We start from the raw sequence: 18,745 nt of genomic DNA on the forward strand, positions 1-18,745 counted from the left end.
GAGGAGTTCGACGGTGGCCAACAGCCCTTCCGCCAAAAAACGCGCAATTCAGGCTGAGAAGCGTCGCAGCCACAATGCCAGCTTGCGCTCCATGGTTCGTACCTACATCAAGAATGTGGTCAAGGCCATCGACGCCAAAGACCTGGACAAGGCTCGCACAGCCTACACTGCTGCTGTGCCGGTCATTGACCGCATGGCCGACAAAGGCATCATCCACAAGAACAAAGCTGCTCGTCACAAGAGCCGCCTGAACGGCCACATCAAGGCCCTCGGCGAAGCTGCTGCAGCCTAACTGCAGGTTCTTGAAAAAACCGGCCTAGCGCCGGTTTTTTTATTCCCAAATTTTGCCCCACTCGCGAAGGATGGGCCGATGCGCAAGTTACGGCGCAACCGGCCAAGGCAGAATCGGAATCGCCGTCACCGCATTCTGCGGACTACCCTCGATGACGCGATCGCTGTAGACCAGATAAACCAAGGTATTACGCGACTCATCAAAGAAGCGCACCACCTGCATGGTCTTGAACACCAGCGAGGTGCGCTCCTTGAACACTACATCGCCATCTTTGAGCTTGCCGTTGATGCGAATAGGCCCCACCTGGCGACAGGCGATCGACGCCTCGGCACGATCCTCCGCGAGCCCCAGCCCGCCCTTGATTCCACCGGTCTTGGCGCGAGACAGATAGCAGGTCACACCATCGACCAAGGGATCGTCGAACGCCTCCACGACGATCTTGTGATTCGGCCCGAGCCACTTGAAGACCGTATCCACCTCACCGACCTGCTCGGCCAATGCCAGCGAAGGGATGAGCAACCCAAAAACCAGCGAAAAATTGGCTAAACGCATCCTCACCTCAGACCAGAATCATGTTGTCGCGATGGATAAGCTCCGGCTCGTCGACATACCCGAGCAGCTTTTCAATTTCATCTGATGGCCGCCCAAGGATGCGCTGCGCCTCGGCTGCACTGTAGTTCACCAGACCGCGCGCGACCTCCGAACCCTGCGGGCCGACACAGACGACCATCTCGCCACGACGAAACGCCCCCTGCACAGCCCTGACCCCAACCGGCAACAGGCTGCGGTTACCCTGGCGCAGCGCGTGCACAGCACCGTCGTCCAGCGTCAGCGTGCCACGAGTCTGCAGGTGCCCAGCCAACCATTGCTTGCGCGCCGCATGCCGACTGCACTCCGGCGACAGCAGCGTCCCCAGGCGATCACCCGCCTTGAGCCGCGCCAGCACCTGCTCGATGCGCCCACCAACGATCACCGTATGCGCACCAGAGCGCGCTGCCAGGCGCGCCGCACGAAGCTTGGTCTGCATGCCGCCACGCCCCAGCGCCCCTCCCGTGCCGCCAGCCACTGCATCCAACGCAGGATCGTCGGCGCGCGCCTCACTGATGAGATTGGCTTGAGGATTGAAACGCGGGTCGGCGTCGAACATGCCGTCCCGGTCGGTCAGGATGACCAGCAGATCGGCCTCGACCAGGTTGGCGACCAGTGCAGCAAGCGTGTCGTTGTCGCCAAAGCGGATTTCGTCAGTGACCACCGTGTCGTTCTCGTTGATGACCGGCACCACACCGAGATCGATGAGCGTACGCAGCGTGCTGCGCGCATTGAGATAGCGCTTGCGGTCCGAGAGATCGTCGTGGGTGACGAGAATTTGCGCCGTCTGCTGATCACAGCGAGCGAAGCTGGATTCCCAGGCGCGAATCAAGCCCATCTGCCCGACAGCGGCGGCCGCCTGCAACTCATGCACAGCCTTCGGTCGAGAGCTCCAGCCAAGACGACTCATGCCCGCAGCAACCGCACCCGACGACACCAGCACGAGCTCCACACCTGCCTCGCGCAAGGCCACCATCTGATCGACCCAGACCGCCATCGCAGCCTGATCGAGCCCGCGGCCGTCGGCGGTCAGCAGCGCACTGCCGATCTTGACCACCCAGCGCCGCGCACCGCTCACCTTGTCCCGCATCGTTCCTGCCTTCTATACGGCCAAAACACTTCCGGATCGGACTGCGCACGAGGCAGCCCACCGACCACTCGCCTGACCAGGCCGCGCAGCGGCCCGGGGTTCGACTTAGCGCACGTAGATGATCTCGGCACCACCCTCGTCATCATCATCGTCATCGAAGTCGTCGTCTTCGACCTCATCGGCCGCCTTGACGCCAGCGCGGCGCAACGCACGCTGATCATCCAGCTCCTGCAAGCGGGCCCGCGCCTCATCCTCGATCTGGCGATCGAGCTCGGCCAGGGCCTCGGCGTAATCAGGCTCTTCGGCGATGCGCACAGTGCGCTCATCCAGATAACGCATGATCGCCTGACTCAGCGCCTCGGTACCCTCGCTCTCCAGCGCGGAGATGACGAATACCGGACCCTTCCAGTCCAAACGCTCGACCACCTGCCGGACACGTTGCTCACGCTCATCTTCCAGCAGCTGATCAGCCTTGTTCAGCACCAACCAGCGATCGCGCTGTGTCAGCGCCGGGCTGAACTTCTCCAGCTCATGCAGGATCACCTCCGCCGCATCGGCCGGGTCGCTACCATCCAACGGAGCCATATCCACCAGGTGCAGCAGCAGGCGAGTACGCGCCAAGTGCTTGAGGAAGCGAATCCCCAGCCCCGCGCCTTCGGCCGCCCCCTCGATGAGCCCCGGAATGTCGGCAATCACGAAGCTCTTGTAGCGTCCGACGCTGACAACACCGAGGTTCGGCACCAGGGTGGTGAACGGGTAGTCAGCGACCTTGGGCTTGGCCGCCGACACCGAGCGAATGAAGGTGCTCTTGCCGGCATTCGGCAAGCCCAGCAGACCGACATCCGCCAACACCTTCAGCTCGAGCTTGAGATCACGAGCATCACCCGGCTTGCCCGGCGTGGTTTGCCGCGGCGCGCGATTGGTGCTGGACTTGAAGCGCGTATTGCCCAGCCCATGCCAGCCGCCTTGAGCCACCAGCAGGCGCTGCCCCGGCTTGGTGAGATCACCCATGATCTCCTGGGTAGCCGCATCGATGATGGTGGTACCAACCGGCACCGGCAGGACAAGATCCTCACCTTTGGCACCTGTACAGTCGGTACTACCGCCCTTCTGCCCATTCTGCGCATTGAAGCGACGGGTGTAGCGGTAGTCCACCAGCGTGTTGAGGTTCTCGTCGGCCTCCAGATACACCGAGCCGCCGTCACCGCCATCGCCGCCGTTGGGGCCACCCTTTTCGATGAACTTCTCACGACGAAAGCTCATCATGCCGTTGCCGCCGTCGCCGGCCTTTACAAAAATCGATACTTCATCGACGAATTTCATGGGAACGCCTCCCGTCGCAGGACGGGCTTAGGAAACAAGAAACGTAAGGGTCTTGCAAAAACCCAGCGAAAACTGAATGAGCACCGAGCAGTTCTTTGCAAGAGCCTCACAGGATACAGAAACAAAAAAGCCCCGTCGCATGACAGGGCTTTTCCAGCAACGACGCAGTTAGGCTGCGACGACGCTCACGTAGCGACGGCCAAAAGCGCCCTTCACTTCGAACTTGATCACGCCTTCCACTTTTGCGAACAGGGTGTGATCCTTGCCCATGCCAACGCCGTAACCGGCATGGAACTGGGTACCGCGCTGACGCACGATGATGTTGCCAGCCTTGATGGCCTGGCCGCCGTACATCTTCACGCCAAGGCGTTTGGCTTCTGAGTCGCGACCGTTGCGGGTAGAACCGCCAGCTTTTTTGTGTGCCATGAGTTCAATACTCCTATAAGGGGATTCAGGCCCGATTAGCCCTGAATACCGGTGATTTTGACCTCAGTGAACCACTGACGGTGGCCCTGACGCTTCATGTGGTGCTTACGACGGCGGAATTTGATGATGGTGACCTTGTCGTGACGGCCCTGGGCGATCACTTCAGCGGTAACCTTGGCACCATCGACCACCGGAGCGCCGATCTTTACATCATCGCCGTTGCCGATCAGCAGAACGCGGTCAAAAGTGACAGCTTCGCCAGTCGCAACTTCGAGTTTTTCAATCTTGAGGTATTCGCCTTCGGCGACCTTGTATTGCTTGCCGCCGGTTACGATAACTGCGTACATCTGTGTATCTCCGTTGATCCTGCTCACCCAGCGCTTTGAAAGAATGATTAGTGGCTGGCATGGCTGCATGGGGCCGGAAGGTGACGCCCGTGCAATTGCGTAAGGCAGGGAAATGCCCAGGGGGAAGTTCAGGGTCCGCGATTGTACGCATGCGATACACCCCGCGCAATAGCCAACTGGAGTTGCCTTGACAGTGCCAGACCCGCCCCCTAGCATGCCGCGCAATCTGCGAGGAGTCCCCGATGCAACCCCAGCCTTTCTATCAAGTTGTGGCGGACGATTTTGCCGCTGTCGACGGCATCATCCGCAAGCAACTGACTTCGCGCGTTCCTCTGGTGGAAAAGATCGGGGACTACATCACCTCGGCCGGCGGCAAGCGCCTGCGCCCTCTGCTGGTACTGCTCAGCGGCAGTGCACTCGGGCATCAGGGCGATCAATTACGCTTGCTGGCTGCCATCATCGAGTTCCTGCACACCTCCACGCTGCTACATGACGATGTGGTCGACATGTCCGGCATGCGCCGCGGCCGCTCCACCGCCAACGCCCTGTGGGGCAATGCGCCAAGCGTACTGGTTGGCGACTTTCTATATGCACGTTCGTTCGAAATGATGGTGGAACTGGATTCCATGCCGGTGATGCGCATCATCTCCCAGGCAACGCGCGTCATTGCCGAAGGCGAAGTACTGCAGCTGTCGAAGGTCCGCGACGCCAGCACCACCGAAGAAATCTACATGGAGGTCATCCGCGGCAAGACCGCGATGCTCTTCGAAGCCTCGACCCACAGCGCCGCCACCCTGGCCGGCGCCAGCGAGGAACAGCGTGAAGCGCTGCGCACCTTCGGCGATCACCTCGGCATCGCCTTCCAGCTGGTCGACGATCTGCTCGATTACCAGGGCGACGCGGAAACCCTCGGCAAGAACGTCGGTGACGACCTCGCCGAAGGCAAGCCTACCCTTCCGCTGATCTACACCATGCGCGAAGGTACCGCCGAACAGGCCGCTCTGGTGCGCAAAGCCATCCAGAAAGGCGGCCTCGAAGACCTGGAAAGCATCCGCGCCGCTGTCGAGGCATCAGGTGCGCTGGACTACACCGCCAAGCTTGCCCGCGACTATGCCGAACGCGCCGTTGCCTGCCTCGAAGTGATTCCCGCGAATCAGTATCGTGATGCCCTGGTCGAGCTCTGCCGCTTCGCCGTGGCGCGCACCCACTGACACCCCAGCAATGTCGACGCTGCGCTTCGAGCGCAGCCTTCACCCCGACCGTTGATCCCTCACCTCCACCCTCATCAAGGGGAATATTTGCGCTTGCATATTTGCAAATAACAATTATTCTCATTACGAGAATGAATTGGAGGTGACGCATGACTTATCTGATAGATGCCTGGCTGGATCGCCCGCAACCCTACCTGCGCATACTCGACCGGAATACCGGCGCCGTATGCGTTTCACTCGAAGGGGATGCGCTGGAAGAGTTGCGAGAACAAGGTGATCTCGATGTGCAGGAGTTGAGCACGAGTGAACCCTGCGTGCTCAAGGAACAGGTTCGAAACCTCTTCCTCTTCAGCTATGCCCGCGCGCTGCGGCCCTGACCAGTACGCAATACCTAGATCGAGAGCCGCACACGGGCAAGGCGGTCAGGGCTCACCAGCAGCTTGTCGGTAACCGATTAGTCGCCGACCACAGACGCTACGCCCCAGCAGCCGGACTCAGAGCACGTCCAGCAGTTCGACGTCGAATACCAGCGTGCTGTGCGGCGGGATACTGCCAACGCCCTGAGCGCCATAGGCCAGCTCGCTCGGTACATACAGGCGCCACTTGCTGCCGGCATTCATTAGCTGTAGTGCTTCGGTCCAGCCGGCGATCACGCCGCCTACCGGGAACTCGGCAGGCTGGCCACGCTGGTAGGAGCTGTCGAACACACTGCCGTCGATCAGCGTGCCGTGGTAATGCGTGCGCACACTGTCCTCGCGGGACGGTTTGGCGCCCTCACCGGTCGTCAGCACTTCGTATTGCAGACCCGACTCCAGCACCACAACGCCTTCGCGCTTGGCATTCTCGACAAGGAAGGCGCGACCTTCGGCGGCGGCGGCTTCAGCCTTCTGCTGCGCTTCAGCCTGCATCCGCTCACGGATGACCGCGAAGCTGGCGTTCAGCGCTTCCGGGCTGACCTGGCTGGCAACACCGGCAAACGCATCACGAATACCGGCGATCACCGCATCGAGACTGACGCCCGGCGGGGGATTGTCACGCAGCTGGTCGCCCAGCTGGCGGCCGATGCCGTAGCTCACACGGGTTTCGTCAGTGGATAGATTGAGGTCGGTCATGCCGGGCTCCGAGAGGAAAAAAAGGTCTGCCAGCCTAGCACAGCTGAAGCGAGCGGACGCAGCGACCCGCGCCGCATTGCCACCGGCAGTGCCTCCGTTACCTGCCCTGCCGATTGCGCCGACAGCGTTCGGAGCAATAACGCACCTCATCCCAGCAGCGCGACCACTTCTTTCGCCATGCAAACGGCAGGTTGCAGGCGGCGCAGCACTTGAATGGCAGGTCCGCTTTCTTTCTCACAGCGCGTCCTCGGCATCCAGCCGCGACAGCAGCGACTCGCCACGCTCCCACAGCGCCTGCTGCTTGCTGCCTTCCATGCGCGCGAGGTTGCGATAGACCATACTCATCCGCGGATTACCCTGCAACTGCTCGCGGTGGCGCATGAGAAAGTGCCAGTACAACGCGTTGAACGGGCAGGCATCGTCTGTCGTGCTCTCGCCCACCTTGTAAGAGCAATCCTGGCAATAGTTGGACATGCGTTTGATGTACTGGCCACTGGCACAGTAGGGCTTGGAGCCCAGGTAGCCGCCGTCGGCGTGCAGCACCATGCCCAGCACGTTGGGCAGTTCCACCCAGTCGAACGCATCCATATAGACCGCCAGGTACCAATCGCACAGCGCGGGCGGCGCAATGCCGGCGAGCAGCGCGAAATTACCGGTCACCATCAGCCGCTGGATATGGTGAGCGTAAGCATGCTTCAGCGTCTGCCCGATCACCTGGCGCATGCAGTTCATGCGCGTCTGCCCGGTCCAGTAGAACCCCGGCAGCGGCCTGGAATTGCCGAGGGCATTGCGTTGCGCATAGTCAGGCATCTGCAACCAATAGATACCGCGCACATACTCACGCCAGCCAATCAACTGGCGAATGAAGCCCTCGGCAGCGTTCAGCCCGACTCGCCCCTGCCGGTAGGCCGCATCCACGTCATCACACAGGCGGCGCAGGTCAAGCAGGCCGACGTTGAGCGCGGCGCCGACGCGCGCATGGAACAGGAACGGTTCGCCGCTGGCCATGGCGTCCTGGTAGTCACCGAAAGCGACCAAGCCGAAATCGAGAAAATGCAGCCAGAGCTGTTCGGCCTCGGCGTGGGTGACAGGGTAATCGAAGCCGTCCAGACGGCCGTAGTGATGCGCGAAATGCGCGTTCACCAACGCCTGCACAGCGCGCGTGGTTTCGTCAGCGGCGAAGCGCAAGGTGATCGGGCCGTGCAATCCGCGTGGCAGCGGCTTGCGGTTGTCCGTATCGAGATTCCATACACCGCCCTCCGGTGTGCCATCGGGATTCAGCAGAAGGCCCGTTTGGCGACGCATCTCGCGATAGAAGAACTCCATGCGCAGCTGTCGCTTGCCACTGGCCCAACCGGCGAACCCGGTCCGCGAGCAGAGGAAGCGGCGGTCGGCATGCCAGGTGATCGAAAGCCCACGGCTCTTGAGCGCCTGTTCGACCCGCCAGTCACCGGCCTCGGTGACATGGATTTCGTCAGGTCGATACCATGCGGCGAAGCGCGCCAGCTCCCCGGCCAGCGAACCGCTGTTGGCAGGATCGTCGAGCGTCACGTAATCCACCGTGATTCCGCGTTTGCGCAATGCCTCAGCGAAGTGCCGCATGGCGCTGAACAGAAAGATGATCTTCTGCGGGTGATGCGGGACGTGTCCGGCTTCTTCAGCGACCTCAGCGAGCAGCACCCGGTCACGCGTCGGATCGAGCCCATCCAGGGCGGAGAGCTCGAAGCTCAACTGGTCGCCGAGCACCAGGCGCAGTGCGGCGACGCTCACGACCAGTTCTCTTGATGCTTACCGAACAGGGCGCTACCGACGCGCCTGCCGCCGGCCGTCACCACTGGGACCGCATGCCGACCGGCACGCGCAACGGCTCGCGGACGCCCTCGGCAAGACCGCACATCTCGTCGTACGGTGATTGCTGCACCAGATGAAAGGGCAGCTCCGGTAGCTCGCGTAACAGATCACGAGCGTGCTCGACGGACCGCAGATGCCACACATCGCCGCGCGCGTCGATCAGACTATGGCGCTGACCCTGCAGGTAGATGTCGAGAAGATAGATGCCGCCCTCGAGCGAAATCAGCTCGAGAGCGTCGATACGCCCAGCGTGGGCATGAGTGGCGAGATTCTGAAGGTTCATGGCGCTTGCCCATTTGAAAAGCAGTACAGAATATTTAACAAAAAACCAATTCTGTACAGCTTTTCAAATTTAGCACCTGCGGAGGGACGATCAGTGCTTGGTGAGCTTGTCGAGATAGCCCATGGCGAACGCCGAGACCACAAAGGTCAGGTGGATGATCACGTACCACATCAGCTTTTCGCTATCGAGCTGCTGGGCATCCATGAACATGCGTAGCAGATGAATCGACGAGATTGCGACGATGGAGGCAGCAACCTTCATCTTCAGCGATCCGGAATCCATCTTGCCGAGCCAGTCGAGCTTTTCCTTGCCTTCCTCGATATCGAGCTGAGAAACGAAGTTCTCGTAGCCAGAGATCATCACCATCACCAGCAGCCCGCCAACCAGCGCCATGTCGATCAGCGACAGGAGCTTGAGAATCAGCTCGGCCTCACTGAGCGCGAGAATCGCCGGGAGGATATGGAAGATTTCCTGAAAGAACTTGATCGCCAGCGCCAGCAGCGCGAACGCCAGACCGAAATAGATGGGCGCCAGCAGCCAGCGGGCGGCGTACATGGCATTTTCGAGGATGCGCTCCATGAGGTCTCACAGCAGAAATGAGGAAGGCGCGAGTATACGCAGCCGCGCCGAGCGCACCAAGGCAGGCCAAGGTGCGTTCGGCGCATGTGGATAAGAAATTCATCGACTCCGGTGAGGCCCCGCTGCAGCCAGCCAGAAACGCGAAAGATTTGCAATGAGGCACGCTTAGGGGCGCGACTCCCAGCCACCGAGAAAGCGCGCCTGGTTGGCGTTCACTCGACGCAGCTCAGCCTGCATGTGCAACTGCCAGATGGACGGCTCATCGGATTCGCAGTAGCCCTGCCCCATCAGGTTGTCGGCAATCGCCGCCAGCACCGATTCGGCCATCGCAGGCCCGTGGAATGGGCCCTGGACCTTGATTGCCGTGGGCTGCCCGTCTGCCAGTCCAGCCGCACAGAGCAATGTCCACAGCCCATTGCCGCCGGCAAGCGGGCGTATGACGCATTCGATTCGGGTAACCAGGCCCAGGCACTGGCGGTTCAGACAAAGATTGTGTGGCATGACGGCAGTCCTCGCGTCGGGCCGACGCGGGAACATCCTGTGCGGATGTAGCGCGAGAGCCTGTTTATCCCCTGAAGCTGTGGATAATCCTGTGGATGGAGGGTGGATGCCCTCCTCCACTGCAGACCCGCCGCGCGCGCTATCGTTCCGTTCAAAAACCGCACAATGGCGAGCGTTACTTGCTCCCCTCGGACTCGGACGTTCCTTGCTCCGCTTGTGCCGGCTCGCTCTTGCCTTCTTCCTCGAGCTCGATCTCGGCAATGTCGCGCAACCGCTCGACTACCCGGGCGTTCACGCTGCCCTTGGGGAAATGGCCCTGCTCGTTGGTTGCACCCACATCTTCACCGACCAGCAGCGACAACGCTTCGTCCACCTGCCTGACAGCATAGACGTGGAACTGCTGCTGGCGTACGGCCTCCAGCACGCGTTCGTCGAGCATCAGCGTGGTGACATTGGCGAAGGGAATGATCACCCCCTGCTCGCCGGTCAGCCCGCGTGCCTCGCACAGGCGGAAAAAGCCCTCGATCTTCTCGTTGACCCCGCCGACGGCCTGCACTTCGCCGAACTGGTTGATCGAGCCGGTGATGGCGAAGCATTGCTTGAGCGGCGTGCGTGAGAGCGCCGAGATCAGCGCGCAGCACTCACCCAGCGAGGCACTGTCACCGTCGACGTAGCCGTAGGATTGCTCGAGCGCGATGCTTGCCGAGATTTCCAGCGGAAACTCCTGGGCGTAGCGGCTGCCGAGGTAGCCGGTGAGGATCATCACGCCCTTGGAGTGAATCGGTTGACCGAGATTGACCTCGCGCTCGATGTCGACGATCCCTGAACCGCCGGGATAGACGGTGGCAGAGATACGCGCCGGCATGCCGAATGCCGAGTCGCCGACTTCCAGCACGGTCAGCCCGTTGCACTTGCCGATCGCCGCACCTTCGCTGTCGATCAGAATCACTCCCGCCAGAATGTCTTCGAGAATCCTCGCCGAGACGCGACCGGTGCGCGTGGCCTTGGCCTTCAGTGCACGCTCGATATGGCCGACGTCGGTCACTTCGTCCTTAGCCAGCTGGCGAATGAAATCGGCTTCGCTGACCAGCTGGAACAGATCGCCGATACGCGCCGACAGCCGCCCCTGATGTTCAGCCAGGCGCGCGCTATAGGTCGCCAGACGCGCAACGGCCGCGGCAGTAAGCGGCGCCATGCCCTCTTCGGAAGTGCGGGTCTTCATCAGCTGGGCGAACTGTTCGAGGCTGTCCTCGGCCAGCGGGATGTCCTCGTCGAAGTCCACCAGCACGCGGAACATTTCCTGGAAGTCCGGATCCAGGTCCTGCAGCGTGTAATAGAGCTGGCGCGAGCCGATGATGATGACCTTCACGTGCAGCGGAATGACCTGCGGCGTCAGCGTCACGGTAGCCAAGCGGCCGAGTTCGGCCAGCGGCGATTCCATCTTCAGCTTGCGCGATTGCAGGGCGCGCTTGAGCGCTTCCCAGACAAATGGCTCGCTGAGCAGCTTCTCCGCCTCCAGCATCAGAAAGCCGCCGTTGGCGCGGTGCAGCGCACCTGGACGCAACTGGCGATAGCTGGTGTAGAGTGCGCCCTGATCGGTGTTGTACTCGATGCGACCGAACAGATTGTCGTAGGTCGGGTGCGGCTCGAACACCACCGGCGCGCCACCATCGACCGGGTGACCGACCACTAGGCTCGGGCTGTATTGCTCTTCCAGCAATACACGGTTCTGCGCTTCCGGACGGTTTTCGTCCACCAGCTGCTCGACCACAGTCTTCAGCAGATTGACCTGCACGGCCTGCAGGTACGCTTCGATACCGGCGTTCTCCGCATACTTCTCCGACAACGGTGCCAGCAGCGGCTGCAGTGCCTGGCTGATGGTCTCGTCATTGAGCTGGCGCAGCTGGTTGGTCGACTCACGCTTCCACTGCGGCAGGCTGGCGAGCTCCTCGTTCAGACGCACTTCCAGCCCGGAAATGTCTTCGTGATAACGCTCGCGCTCGGCTTCGGGCAGCTGGGCGAACTCGGTTTCGTCCAGCGCCTTGCCTTCCTTCATGGGCGTGAAGGCGATATTGGTGCTGTCGCGATAGAGAGCGATCTCCTTTTCCAGAGCGAGCTTCTCGATCACATCCAGCGCCTTGTCGTAGCGCTGATTGAAGCCGCGGTCGATGGCGCTCTTCTTCTGCTGGAAACTCGGGTGCTCGAATACCGCCGGAAAGGTCGCCAGCAGGTTGTCGATCAACTGATTGATATCCGCGATGAACGCCGTTGCGCCGCCGTGAGGCAACTCCAGCACACGCGGCTCACGAGGCTCGTCGAAGTTGTTCACGTAAACCCAGTCCGACGGCGTATCCAGACGCTTGCCTTCGGCCTTGAGGTAGCGCCGCACGAACGAGAAGCGTCCGGTGCCCGGCTCTCCCATCACGTAGACGTTGTATCCCGGACGCGGCATGGCCACGCCGAACTGCAGCGCCTCGACCGCGCGCTCCTGGCCGAGCACACCGAGAAACGGCTCCAGTTCAGAGGTGTCGTTGAAGTTGAATTGGCTGGGCTCGAAGGGACGGGTCAGCGCATCGGGTGCCAGGCGCAAGCCGGCAGCGACAGTTTCAGGCATCGGGAATCCTTGCTGGGGTGGCTCGTTGGCCACGATTGATGCCGTCATTCTGGCGCTGCGCCGGTCGCGCCGCAAGGCTGATACCCGGCTAACCCAGCCTCGCAACGACGCTGCATAGCCGAGCCCCATGGATGGAAATCGCGAGCCGGCTGCGAATCGACACAAGCAGAAACATTTCGTCGCGCCCACTACGCCCGACCGCCTTGATGCAGGTCAAGCGGTCGCTTGACGAAAAGGCGCCTCCTAGAGCCAGCCAACACAAAAGGAGCTTCCGTGATGCGCCCTTCTATTCCGCTATTGCTTAGCAGCCTACTAATGACCAGCGCAGCGAACGCTGATGAGCTGCGTGAGCGCGCCAACGCGATGTTCAAACCGATTCCCGACAAGGTCACCGAGGTCCGTGGTCAGAAGGTCAGCGAAGATCAGGCAACGCTCGGTCACAAACTCTGGTTCGACCCGCGCCTGTCCAGCAGTCACGTCATCAGCTGCAACACCTGCCACAACCTGAGCATCGGCGGCAGCGACAACGTGCCAACCTCGATCGGTCACGGCTGGCAGAAGGGCCCGCGCAACTCGCCCACCGTGCTGAACGCCGTATTCAACGCCGCGCAGTTCTGGGACGGACGCGCCAAGGATCTGCAGGAACAGGCCAAGGGCCCGGTCCAGGCAAGCGTGGAAATGAACAGTACGCCCGAGCGTGTCGTCTCGACGCTGCAGAGCATTCCGGAGTACGCCGCCGAGTTCAAGAAGGCCTTCCCCAACGACAAGGAGCCGGTCAGTTTCGACAACATGGCCTACGCCCTGGAAGCCTTCGAAGTCAGCCTGACCACGCCGAACTCGCCGTTCGACCGCTTCCTCAAGGGTGAGGACGGGGCGCTGGACGACAAGCAGAAGCAGGGTCTCGCCCTGTTCATGGACGCCGGCTGCTCTTCCTGCCACAACGGCGTCAACCTTGGTGGCCAGGGTTACTTCCCCTTCGGCGTGATCAAGAAGCCCGGAGCCGAAGTTCTGCCGACCGGCGACAAGGGGCGGTTCGCGGTGACCAATACCGCCAGCGACGAGTACGTCTTCCGTGCCGCGCCGCTGCGCAATGTCGCGTTGACCCCGCCGTACTTCCACAGCGGTGAGGTCTGGGAGCTCGAACAGGCCGTTGCCATCATGGGTGACAGCCAACTGGGCCGTAAACTGGACAAGGACGAAGTCAGCGCGATTACCGCGTTCCTGCACAGCGTGACCGGCGAGCAGCCGCAAGTCGCCTATCCGGTACTTCCCGCCAGCACCGCGAACACTCCGAAGCCCGAGTGATCGCTCCCCGTTACCCGGCGCCAGCCGCCGGGTAACGGCCCCCGCTTCAGCTTCCCCTCTGCTCCTTGAGCAGGTCGCGTATCTCGGTCAGCAACAACTCTTCCTTCGAGGGCGCAGGCGGCGCAGATGGCGCCTCGGCTTCCTTGCGCTTGAGATGGTTGATCGCCTTGATCGCCATGAAGATGGCGAAGGCGATGATCACGAAATCCACCACGGTCTGAATGAATGCACCGTACCGCAGCACCACCGCTGGGGCCTCGCCGACGGCGTCCTTGAGCACTATGGCCAAATCCGAGAAGTCCACTCCGCCGATCAGCAGCCCCAACGGCGGCATGATCACCCCGTCGACGAACGACGACACGATCTTGCCGAACGCAGCGCCGATGACGATACCCACGGCCATGTCGACGACATTTCCCCGCACGGCAAACGCCTTGAATTCGTTGATCAGACTCATACGCAGATTTTCCTTTAGTGGATGACCGGGCCGCCCGCCATGCCCCCGCGGGCATGGCGGTGAACGCCGTGGTAGAGCATAGGCGGGCTTGCCGGCGCAGGCCACGACAGAACGCCTTTCATCGACCGGTAATTGCGAATGAGGTTCGCTTGATCGCCGTCAACCGGTTCTCGGAGAAGGGAGACTAAGGTGAACGCCTTCCTGACAAACCGGAGCGGTTTCCATGCACGTCGAACATCACCCACTGATCAAGGATTTCCCTGAGAAACGCGAGCAGTTGCAGAAACTGCGTCAGGAAGATCCGGCCTTCGCCCGCAAGGCGGACGAATACGAAGCGCTGGACAAGCGCATCTGCCGCGTCGAAGACGGTGTCGAAACCCTAGACGACAGCGCGCTCAATGCCCTCAAGCAGGAGCGCGTGGCGATGAAGGACGACATCGCCCGCGACATCAAGCGCGCCTCGGGCAGCTGCTGCGGCGGTTGCTGCGGCTGATAGCGCCTACCCGTGAAGAGAAGCCCGCCATGCGCGGGCTTCTTGCTGTCTGGCCCGCTAGAACAAACCACCGAAGCGGAACCCGGAGCCGACCCAGACGAAGGCAACCGCAGTCAGGGTGATCAGCACGATGTGCAGCCCCAGTTGCGGCAGGCGCTGCGCATCCAGCTTGGGAATCAATGCCAGCCGCGCATGCACGCCGAGCAGCGCGGTAAATCCGAGCAGTACCAGCTTGGCTTGCACCAGATGCGCCATGGGCGACGAATCGAACCATTGCCCATGGGGCAGCCAGAGGCTGGCCAGCCAGAGCCCGCTGACGATCTGCACCAGCAGCGCAGGTATCCCGACGCGCTCGTAGAGTTGTTCGAACTGGCGTACCGGTTGCACATCGCGGCGACGCAGGGCACCCGGCAGCACACTGAACAGCAGTACCAGATGCCCGCCAACCCAGACACTGGCGCCCAGCAGATGCAGAAACAACAGATGTCGCATGGCGCTCACTCCTGTTCGATTTGTTTACAGTCTGGCCGCTGCCTCGCCGCTTGTGGCTGATGGCGATCAAGTCAGCCGTTATCATGCGACACCACCTACCAGACCCGGAGTTTCCCATGGCCAAGGCCAAGCGCATGTATGGCTGCACCGAATGCGGCTCGACCTTCCCGAAATGGGCCGGCCAGTGCGGTGACTGTGGCGCCTGGAATACGCTGGTGGAAACGATCATCGAGGGTGCGGCACCGCCCTCCGGCCGCGCAGGCTGGGCCGGCGAGCAGGCCAACATCAGGACGCTCGCCGAGGTCAGCGTCGAGGAAGTACCGCGATTCTCAACCGCTTCCGGCGAGCTGGATCGCGTACTCGGAGGGGGGCTGGTGGACGGCTCGGTGGTGCTGATCGGCGGTGATCCGGGCATCGGCAAGTCGACGATCCTGCTGCAGACCCTCTGCGCCATCGCCCAGCAGTACCCGGCGCTCTACGTCACCGGTGAAGAATCCCAGCAGCAGGTGGCCATGCGTGCGCGTCGTCTGGACCTGCCGCAGGACCGGCTCAAGGTGATGACCGAGACCTGCATCGAATCGATAATCGCCACCGCGCGGCTGGAAAAGCCCAAGGTGATGGTGATCGACTCGATCCAGACCATCTTCACCGAGCAGCTGCAGTCAGCGCCGGGCGGTGTGGCTCAGGTGCGCGAGAGCGCGGCGCTGCTGGTCCGCTTCGCCAAGCAGAGCGGCACGGCGATCTTCCTCGTCGGCCACGTGACCAAGGAAGGCGCACTGGCCGGCCCGCGCGTGCTCGAGCACATGGTCGATACGGTGCTGTATTTTGAGGGTGAATCCGATGGCCGTCTGCGCCTGCTACGGGCGGTGAAGAACCGCTTCGGCGCGGTCAACGAGCTCGGTGTGTTCGGCATGACCGACAAGGGCCTGAAAGAAGTCACCAACCCGTCGGCGATCTTCCTCACCCGCGCTCAGGAAGCGGTGCCCGGCAGCGTGGTCATGGCCACCTGGGAAGGCACCCGCCCCATGCTGGTGGAGGTGCAGGCGCTGGTGGACACCAGCCACCTGGCCAACCCGCGCCGCGTCACCCTGGGCCTGGATCAGAACCGTCTGGCCATGCTGCTGGCCGTACTGCATCGGCATGGCAGCATTCCCACCTACGATCAGGACGTTTTCATCAACGTGGTCGGCGGTGTGAAGGTGCTGGAAACCGCGGCGGATCTGGCGCTGATGGCCGCGGTGATCTCCAGCCTGCGCAACCGGCCGCTGGATACCGATCTGCTGGTATTCGGTGAAGTGGGCTTGTCGGGCGAGATCCGCCCGGTGCCAAGTGGTCAGGAGCGTCTGAAGGAGGCAGCCAAGCACGGCTTCAAGCGCGCCATCGTGCCCAAGGGCAATGCGCCGAAGGAGGCCCCCGCCGGTTTGCAGATCATCGCCGTGACTCGCCTGGAGCAGGCGCTCGACGCGCTGTTCGAGTGATCGTTACTGGCCGCCGAGTGCAGCCAGCTCGCGTTCCAGCAGTGCCTCGTCGCCGAGGTTGAGTTCGACCAGGCGCCGCAGGTGGGCGATCGAGTCGAGATCGATATGCTGGCAGACGAAGCCGATCAGATCGCCCTCTTCATGGGTCATCGCCACCTCCATGCGCACCTCGGCATCATCGGCCAGGCGCACCCGCGCTTCGAACGGCTGGTCAGCATCAGCATCCCAGCCTTCCGGGCGGCGAACCAGCAGGCCTTTCAGGGACAGATCATGCAGCTCGACCGGCCAGCGCCGGTCACCCTGCACCAACTCAGTGGCGGCATCGAACTCGATACGTTGGAAGCGCCGGCGATCACTGGGGGAATCAGTCATGAACATCACTCCGCGGTGTCTGAATTCACTATAGGACAACAACTCTCGACATCGCCGTTACAACCAGCGGCGCACCCGTCCACTGTACGCCAGATAGTCGTCGCCAAACAGCTGGGTCAGCAAGCGCTCCTCGTGCACGATCACGCCGCGCTGCATGGTGAAGACCAAGGCGGGCAGCAACAGCCAGGGCCACAGCGTGCCCCAGAGCAGCGCGATGCCGCAGTAGATCAGGCTGTCGGCCAGATAGATCGGGTTGCGCGAGAAACCGAACGGCCCCTCTTCCATCAGCTTCGCGGGCTTGCCATAGGGATTGACCGTGGTCCTGCGCCAGAGCATCAGCAAGCCGGCCCAGAGCATCAGCAACACGCCCGCGTCGATCAGCCCCCAGCCCAGGTAGTGAGTCCAGAGATTGCGCGGCAAGGCGATCGGCAACACCGACTCCAGCAGCCAGGCTGCCGCGAGAAACAGCAGATAGATGACCGGTGGCGGCAGGATCACACCCGTGGCGCGCTTGAACATGAGTCGGACTCCGGAGGAACAGGACACGGCAGTCTAGCGCGCCGCATCGCCAGGGATCAGGAAGATGTTTCGCGACAACCGCCAGACAGCAAAAAGCCCGCTTTCGCGGGCTTTCGATGCAGCGATGTAACGTTTAGTTGCCGTATACCGGGAACTTGGCGCAGACCGCTTCGACCTTGCCACGAACCGCTTCGATCACCGACTCGTCGCCCATGTTGTCGAGGATGTCGCAGATCCAGCCAGCCAGGTCACGGCACTCGGTCTCGCCGAAGCCACGGGTAGTGACGGCCGGAGTACCGATACGCAGACCGGAGGTGACGAACGGCGAACGCGGGTCGTTCGGTACGCTGTTCTTGTTCACGGTGATGTGCGCGTTGCCCAGGGCAGCGTCAGCGTCCTTACCGGTGATGTCCTGCTTGATCAGGCTGAGCAGGAACAGGTGGTTCTGAGTACCACCGGACACCACATCGAAGCCGCGCTGGATGAACACGTCGGCCATGGCCTGAGCGTTTTTCACCACTTGCTGCTGATAGGCCTTGAACTCAGGCTGCAGCGCTTCCTTGAAGCACACAGCCTTGGCCGCGATGACGTGCTCCAGCGGGCCACCCTGAGCACCGGGGAACACGGCAGAGTTGAGCTTCTTCTCGATCTCGGCGTTGGCGCGCGCCAGGATCAGGCCGCCACGCGGTCCGCGCAGGGTCTTGTGCGTAGTAGTTGTGACGACGTCAGCGAACGGAACCGGGTTCGGGTAGACGCCAGCAGCGACCAGACCGGCCACGTGAGCCATGTCGACGAACAGGTAGGCACCGACCTTGTCAGCGATTTCGCGAAAACGGGCGAAGTCCAGGATCTGCGAGTACGCGGAGAAACCGGCGACGATCATTTTCGGCTTGTGCTCGACGGCCAGACGCTCAACTTCGTCATAGTCGATCAGGCCTTGGTCGTTGATGCCGTACTGCACGGCGTTGTACAGCTTGCCGGAGGAGGAAACGCTGGCGCCGTGGGTGAGGTGGCCGCCGTGGGCCAGGCTCATGCCGAGGATGGTGTCACCGGCCTGCAAAAGGGCGAGGTAGACGGCGCTGTTGGCTTGAGAGCCAGCATGCGGCTGGACGTTGGCGTAGTCGGCGCCGAACAGTTCCTTGGCGCGGTCGATGGCCAGCTGCTCGACCACGTCGACGTACTCGCAACCGCCGTAGTAGCGCTTGCCCGGATAGCCTTCGGCGTACTTGTTGGTGAGCACCGAACCCTGGGCTTCCATCACCGCCGGGCTGGTGTAGTTCTCCGAGGCGATCAGCTCGATGTGGTCTTCCTGACGCTTGGCTTCCTGCTCCATGGCAGCGAAGAGATCGGCGTCGAAACGGGCGAGGGTCAAATCACGGCTGAACATGGCAGTCCTCTGAGATCAGCTGGCG

Annotated in this window: 23 protein-coding genes; 6 read left to right on the plus strand and 17 right to left on the minus strand. The window is 62.0% G+C overall.

The window, feature by feature from the left end:
* The first annotated feature begins 13 nt into the window (after positions 1-13).
* Positions 14-292: a 30S ribosomal protein S20 gene (gene rpsT, locus CW305_RS11070; protein ID WP_003281567.1), complete on the plus strand. Its 279-nt coding sequence runs from the start codon at positions 14-16 to the stop codon at positions 290-292.
* An 87-nt stretch (positions 293-379) separates the two neighbouring features.
* Here the strand turns inward: rpsT and CW305_RS11075 are convergent, their stop codons facing one another.
* The 5 genes from CW305_RS11075 to rplU all read right to left on the minus strand — a co-directional run bounded on the left by CW305_RS11075 (position 380) and on the right by rplU (position 4,066).
* Positions 380-844 carry a CreA family protein gene (locus CW305_RS11075; RefSeq protein WP_003302151.1) on the minus strand — a complete coding sequence of 155 codons (465 nt, stop codon included), beginning with the start codon at positions 842-844 and terminating at the stop codon, positions 380-382.
* Between the two features lie 7 nt (positions 845-851).
* On the minus strand, positions 852-1,970 hold the full coding sequence (gene proB / locus CW305_RS11080) for a glutamate 5-kinase (protein WP_104097923.1): 1,119 nt from the start codon (positions 1,968-1,970) through the stop codon (positions 852-854).
* A 105-nt stretch (positions 1,971-2,075) separates the two neighbouring features.
* Positions 2,076-3,293 carry an Obg family GTPase CgtA gene (cgtA, locus tag CW305_RS11085; RefSeq protein WP_003302134.1) on the minus strand — a complete coding sequence of 406 codons (1,218 nt, stop codon included), beginning with the start codon at positions 3,291-3,293 and terminating at the stop codon, positions 2,076-2,078.
* A gap of 168 nt (positions 3,294-3,461) precedes the next feature.
* The gene (gene rpmA / locus CW305_RS11090; RefSeq protein WP_003281574.1) at positions 3,462-3,719 is read right to left on the minus strand and encodes a 50S ribosomal protein L27; all 258 of its coding nucleotides are present in this window, start codon (positions 3,717-3,719) and stop codon (positions 3,462-3,464) included.
* 35 nt (positions 3,720-3,754) lie between these two features.
* Positions 3,755-4,066 carry a 50S ribosomal protein L21 gene (rplU, locus tag CW305_RS11095; protein WP_003302133.1) on the minus strand — a complete coding sequence of 104 codons (312 nt, stop codon included), beginning with the start codon at positions 4,064-4,066 and terminating at the stop codon, positions 3,755-3,757.
* Positions 4,067-4,308: 242 nt separating this feature from the next.
* On the opposite strand from rplU, the gene CW305_RS11100 reads away from it, so the two are divergent.
* Positions 4,309-5,277, plus strand: a complete 969-nt coding sequence (locus tag CW305_RS11100; protein WP_041014886.1) for a polyprenyl synthetase family protein — start codon at positions 4,309-4,311, stop codon at positions 5,275-5,277.
* A gap of 149 nt (positions 5,278-5,426) precedes the next feature.
* Positions 5,427-5,654: a PA4570 family protein gene (locus CW305_RS11105; protein ID WP_003302130.1), complete on the plus strand. Its 228-nt coding sequence runs from the start codon at positions 5,427-5,429 to the stop codon at positions 5,652-5,654.
* A 117-nt stretch (positions 5,655-5,771) separates the two neighbouring features.
* Here the strand turns inward: CW305_RS11105 and bamJ are convergent, their stop codons facing one another.
* The 7 genes from bamJ to CW305_RS11140 form a co-directional block, all read right to left on the minus strand.
* Positions 5,772-6,389: a BamJ family beta-barrel-assembly machinery protein gene (gene bamJ, locus CW305_RS11110; RefSeq protein WP_014821449.1), complete on the minus strand. Its 618-nt coding sequence runs from the start codon at positions 6,387-6,389 to the stop codon at positions 5,772-5,774.
* A 97-nt stretch (positions 6,390-6,486) separates the two neighbouring features.
* Positions 6,487-6,627, minus strand: coding sequence for a DUF2256 domain-containing protein (locus CW305_RS11115; RefSeq protein ID WP_014821450.1), 141 nt, complete (start codon positions 6,625-6,627; stop codon positions 6,487-6,489).
* Positions 6,624-8,159 (minus strand): cryptochrome/photolyase family protein, encoded by a 1,536-nt coding sequence (locus tag CW305_RS11120; protein WP_104097924.1) that lies wholly within the window; start codon positions 8,157-8,159, stop codon positions 6,624-6,626. The genes CW305_RS11115 and CW305_RS11120 overlap by 4 nt, the downstream gene beginning before the upstream one ends.
* A 58-nt stretch (positions 8,160-8,217) precedes the next feature.
* Positions 8,218-8,523, minus strand: a complete 306-nt coding sequence (locus tag CW305_RS11125; protein ID WP_014821452.1) for a DUF6482 family protein — start codon at positions 8,521-8,523, stop codon at positions 8,218-8,220.
* Positions 8,524-8,613: 90 nt separating this feature from the next.
* Positions 8,614-9,102 (minus strand): TIGR00645 family protein, encoded by a 489-nt coding sequence (locus CW305_RS11130; protein WP_003302125.1) that lies wholly within the window; start codon positions 9,100-9,102, stop codon positions 8,614-8,616.
* Between the two features lie 165 nt (positions 9,103-9,267).
* Positions 9,268-9,603: a PA4575 family protein gene (locus CW305_RS11135; RefSeq protein ID WP_042927718.1), complete on the minus strand. Its 336-nt coding sequence runs from the start codon at positions 9,601-9,603 to the stop codon at positions 9,268-9,270.
* Between the two features lie 175 nt (positions 9,604-9,778).
* Entirely contained in the window at positions 9,779-12,217 is a 2,439-nt protein-coding gene (locus CW305_RS11140; RefSeq protein WP_104097925.1) for a Lon protease family protein, read from the minus strand.
* A 276-nt stretch (positions 12,218-12,493) separates the two neighbouring features.
* On the opposite strand from CW305_RS11140, the gene CW305_RS11145 reads away from it, so the two are divergent.
* Positions 12,494-13,522 carry a cytochrome-c peroxidase gene (locus tag CW305_RS11145; protein ID WP_104097926.1) on the plus strand — a complete coding sequence of 343 codons (1,029 nt, stop codon included), beginning with the start codon at positions 12,494-12,496 and terminating at the stop codon, positions 13,520-13,522.
* Between the two features lie 46 nt (positions 13,523-13,568).
* On the opposite strand, the gene mscL is transcribed toward CW305_RS11145, so the two are convergent.
* Positions 13,569-13,979 carry a large-conductance mechanosensitive channel protein MscL gene (mscL, locus tag CW305_RS11150; protein ID WP_038657142.1) on the minus strand — a complete coding sequence of 137 codons (411 nt, stop codon included), beginning with the start codon at positions 13,977-13,979 and terminating at the stop codon, positions 13,569-13,571.
* 223 nt (positions 13,980-14,202) lie between these two features.
* On the opposite strand from mscL, the gene CW305_RS11155 reads away from it, so the two are divergent.
* Positions 14,203-14,472, plus strand: a complete 270-nt coding sequence (locus tag CW305_RS11155) for an HP1242/YdcH family protein (protein ID WP_003281602.1) — start codon at positions 14,203-14,205, stop codon at positions 14,470-14,472.
* A gap of 57 nt (positions 14,473-14,529) precedes the next feature.
* Here CW305_RS11155 and CW305_RS11160 read toward each other — a convergent pair whose 3' ends face one another.
* Positions 14,530-14,964: a CopD family protein gene (locus tag CW305_RS11160; protein ID WP_014821457.1), complete on the minus strand. Its 435-nt coding sequence runs from the start codon at positions 14,962-14,964 to the stop codon at positions 14,530-14,532.
* Between the two features lie 116 nt (positions 14,965-15,080).
* Here CW305_RS11160 and radA point away from each other — a divergent pair, with 116 nt between their 5' ends.
* On the plus strand, positions 15,081-16,442 hold the full coding sequence (gene radA, locus CW305_RS11165; RefSeq protein WP_041014892.1) for a DNA repair protein RadA: 1,362 nt from the start codon (positions 15,081-15,083) through the stop codon (positions 16,440-16,442).
* Between the two features lie 3 nt (positions 16,443-16,445).
* Here radA and CW305_RS11170 read toward each other — a convergent pair whose 3' ends face one another.
* The 3 genes from CW305_RS11170 to glyA form a co-directional block, all read right to left on the minus strand.
* Entirely contained in the window at positions 16,446-16,814 is a 369-nt protein-coding gene (locus tag CW305_RS11170; RefSeq protein WP_014821459.1) for a PilZ domain-containing protein, read from the minus strand.
* 57 nt (positions 16,815-16,871) lie between these two features.
* Positions 16,872-17,333, minus strand: coding sequence for a methyltransferase family protein (locus CW305_RS11175; protein WP_104097927.1), 462 nt, complete (start codon positions 17,331-17,333; stop codon positions 16,872-16,874).
* 133 nt (positions 17,334-17,466) lie between these two features.
* On the minus strand, positions 17,467-18,720 hold the full coding sequence (gene glyA / locus CW305_RS11180) for a serine hydroxymethyltransferase (protein WP_090519339.1): 1,254 nt from the start codon (positions 18,718-18,720) through the stop codon (positions 17,467-17,469).
* Positions 18,721-18,745: the final 25 nt, after the last annotated feature.

Source organism: Stutzerimonas kunmingensis (genome assembly GCF_002929225.1).
Classification (GTDB): Bacteria; Pseudomonadota; Gammaproteobacteria; order Pseudomonadales; family Pseudomonadaceae; genus Stutzerimonas.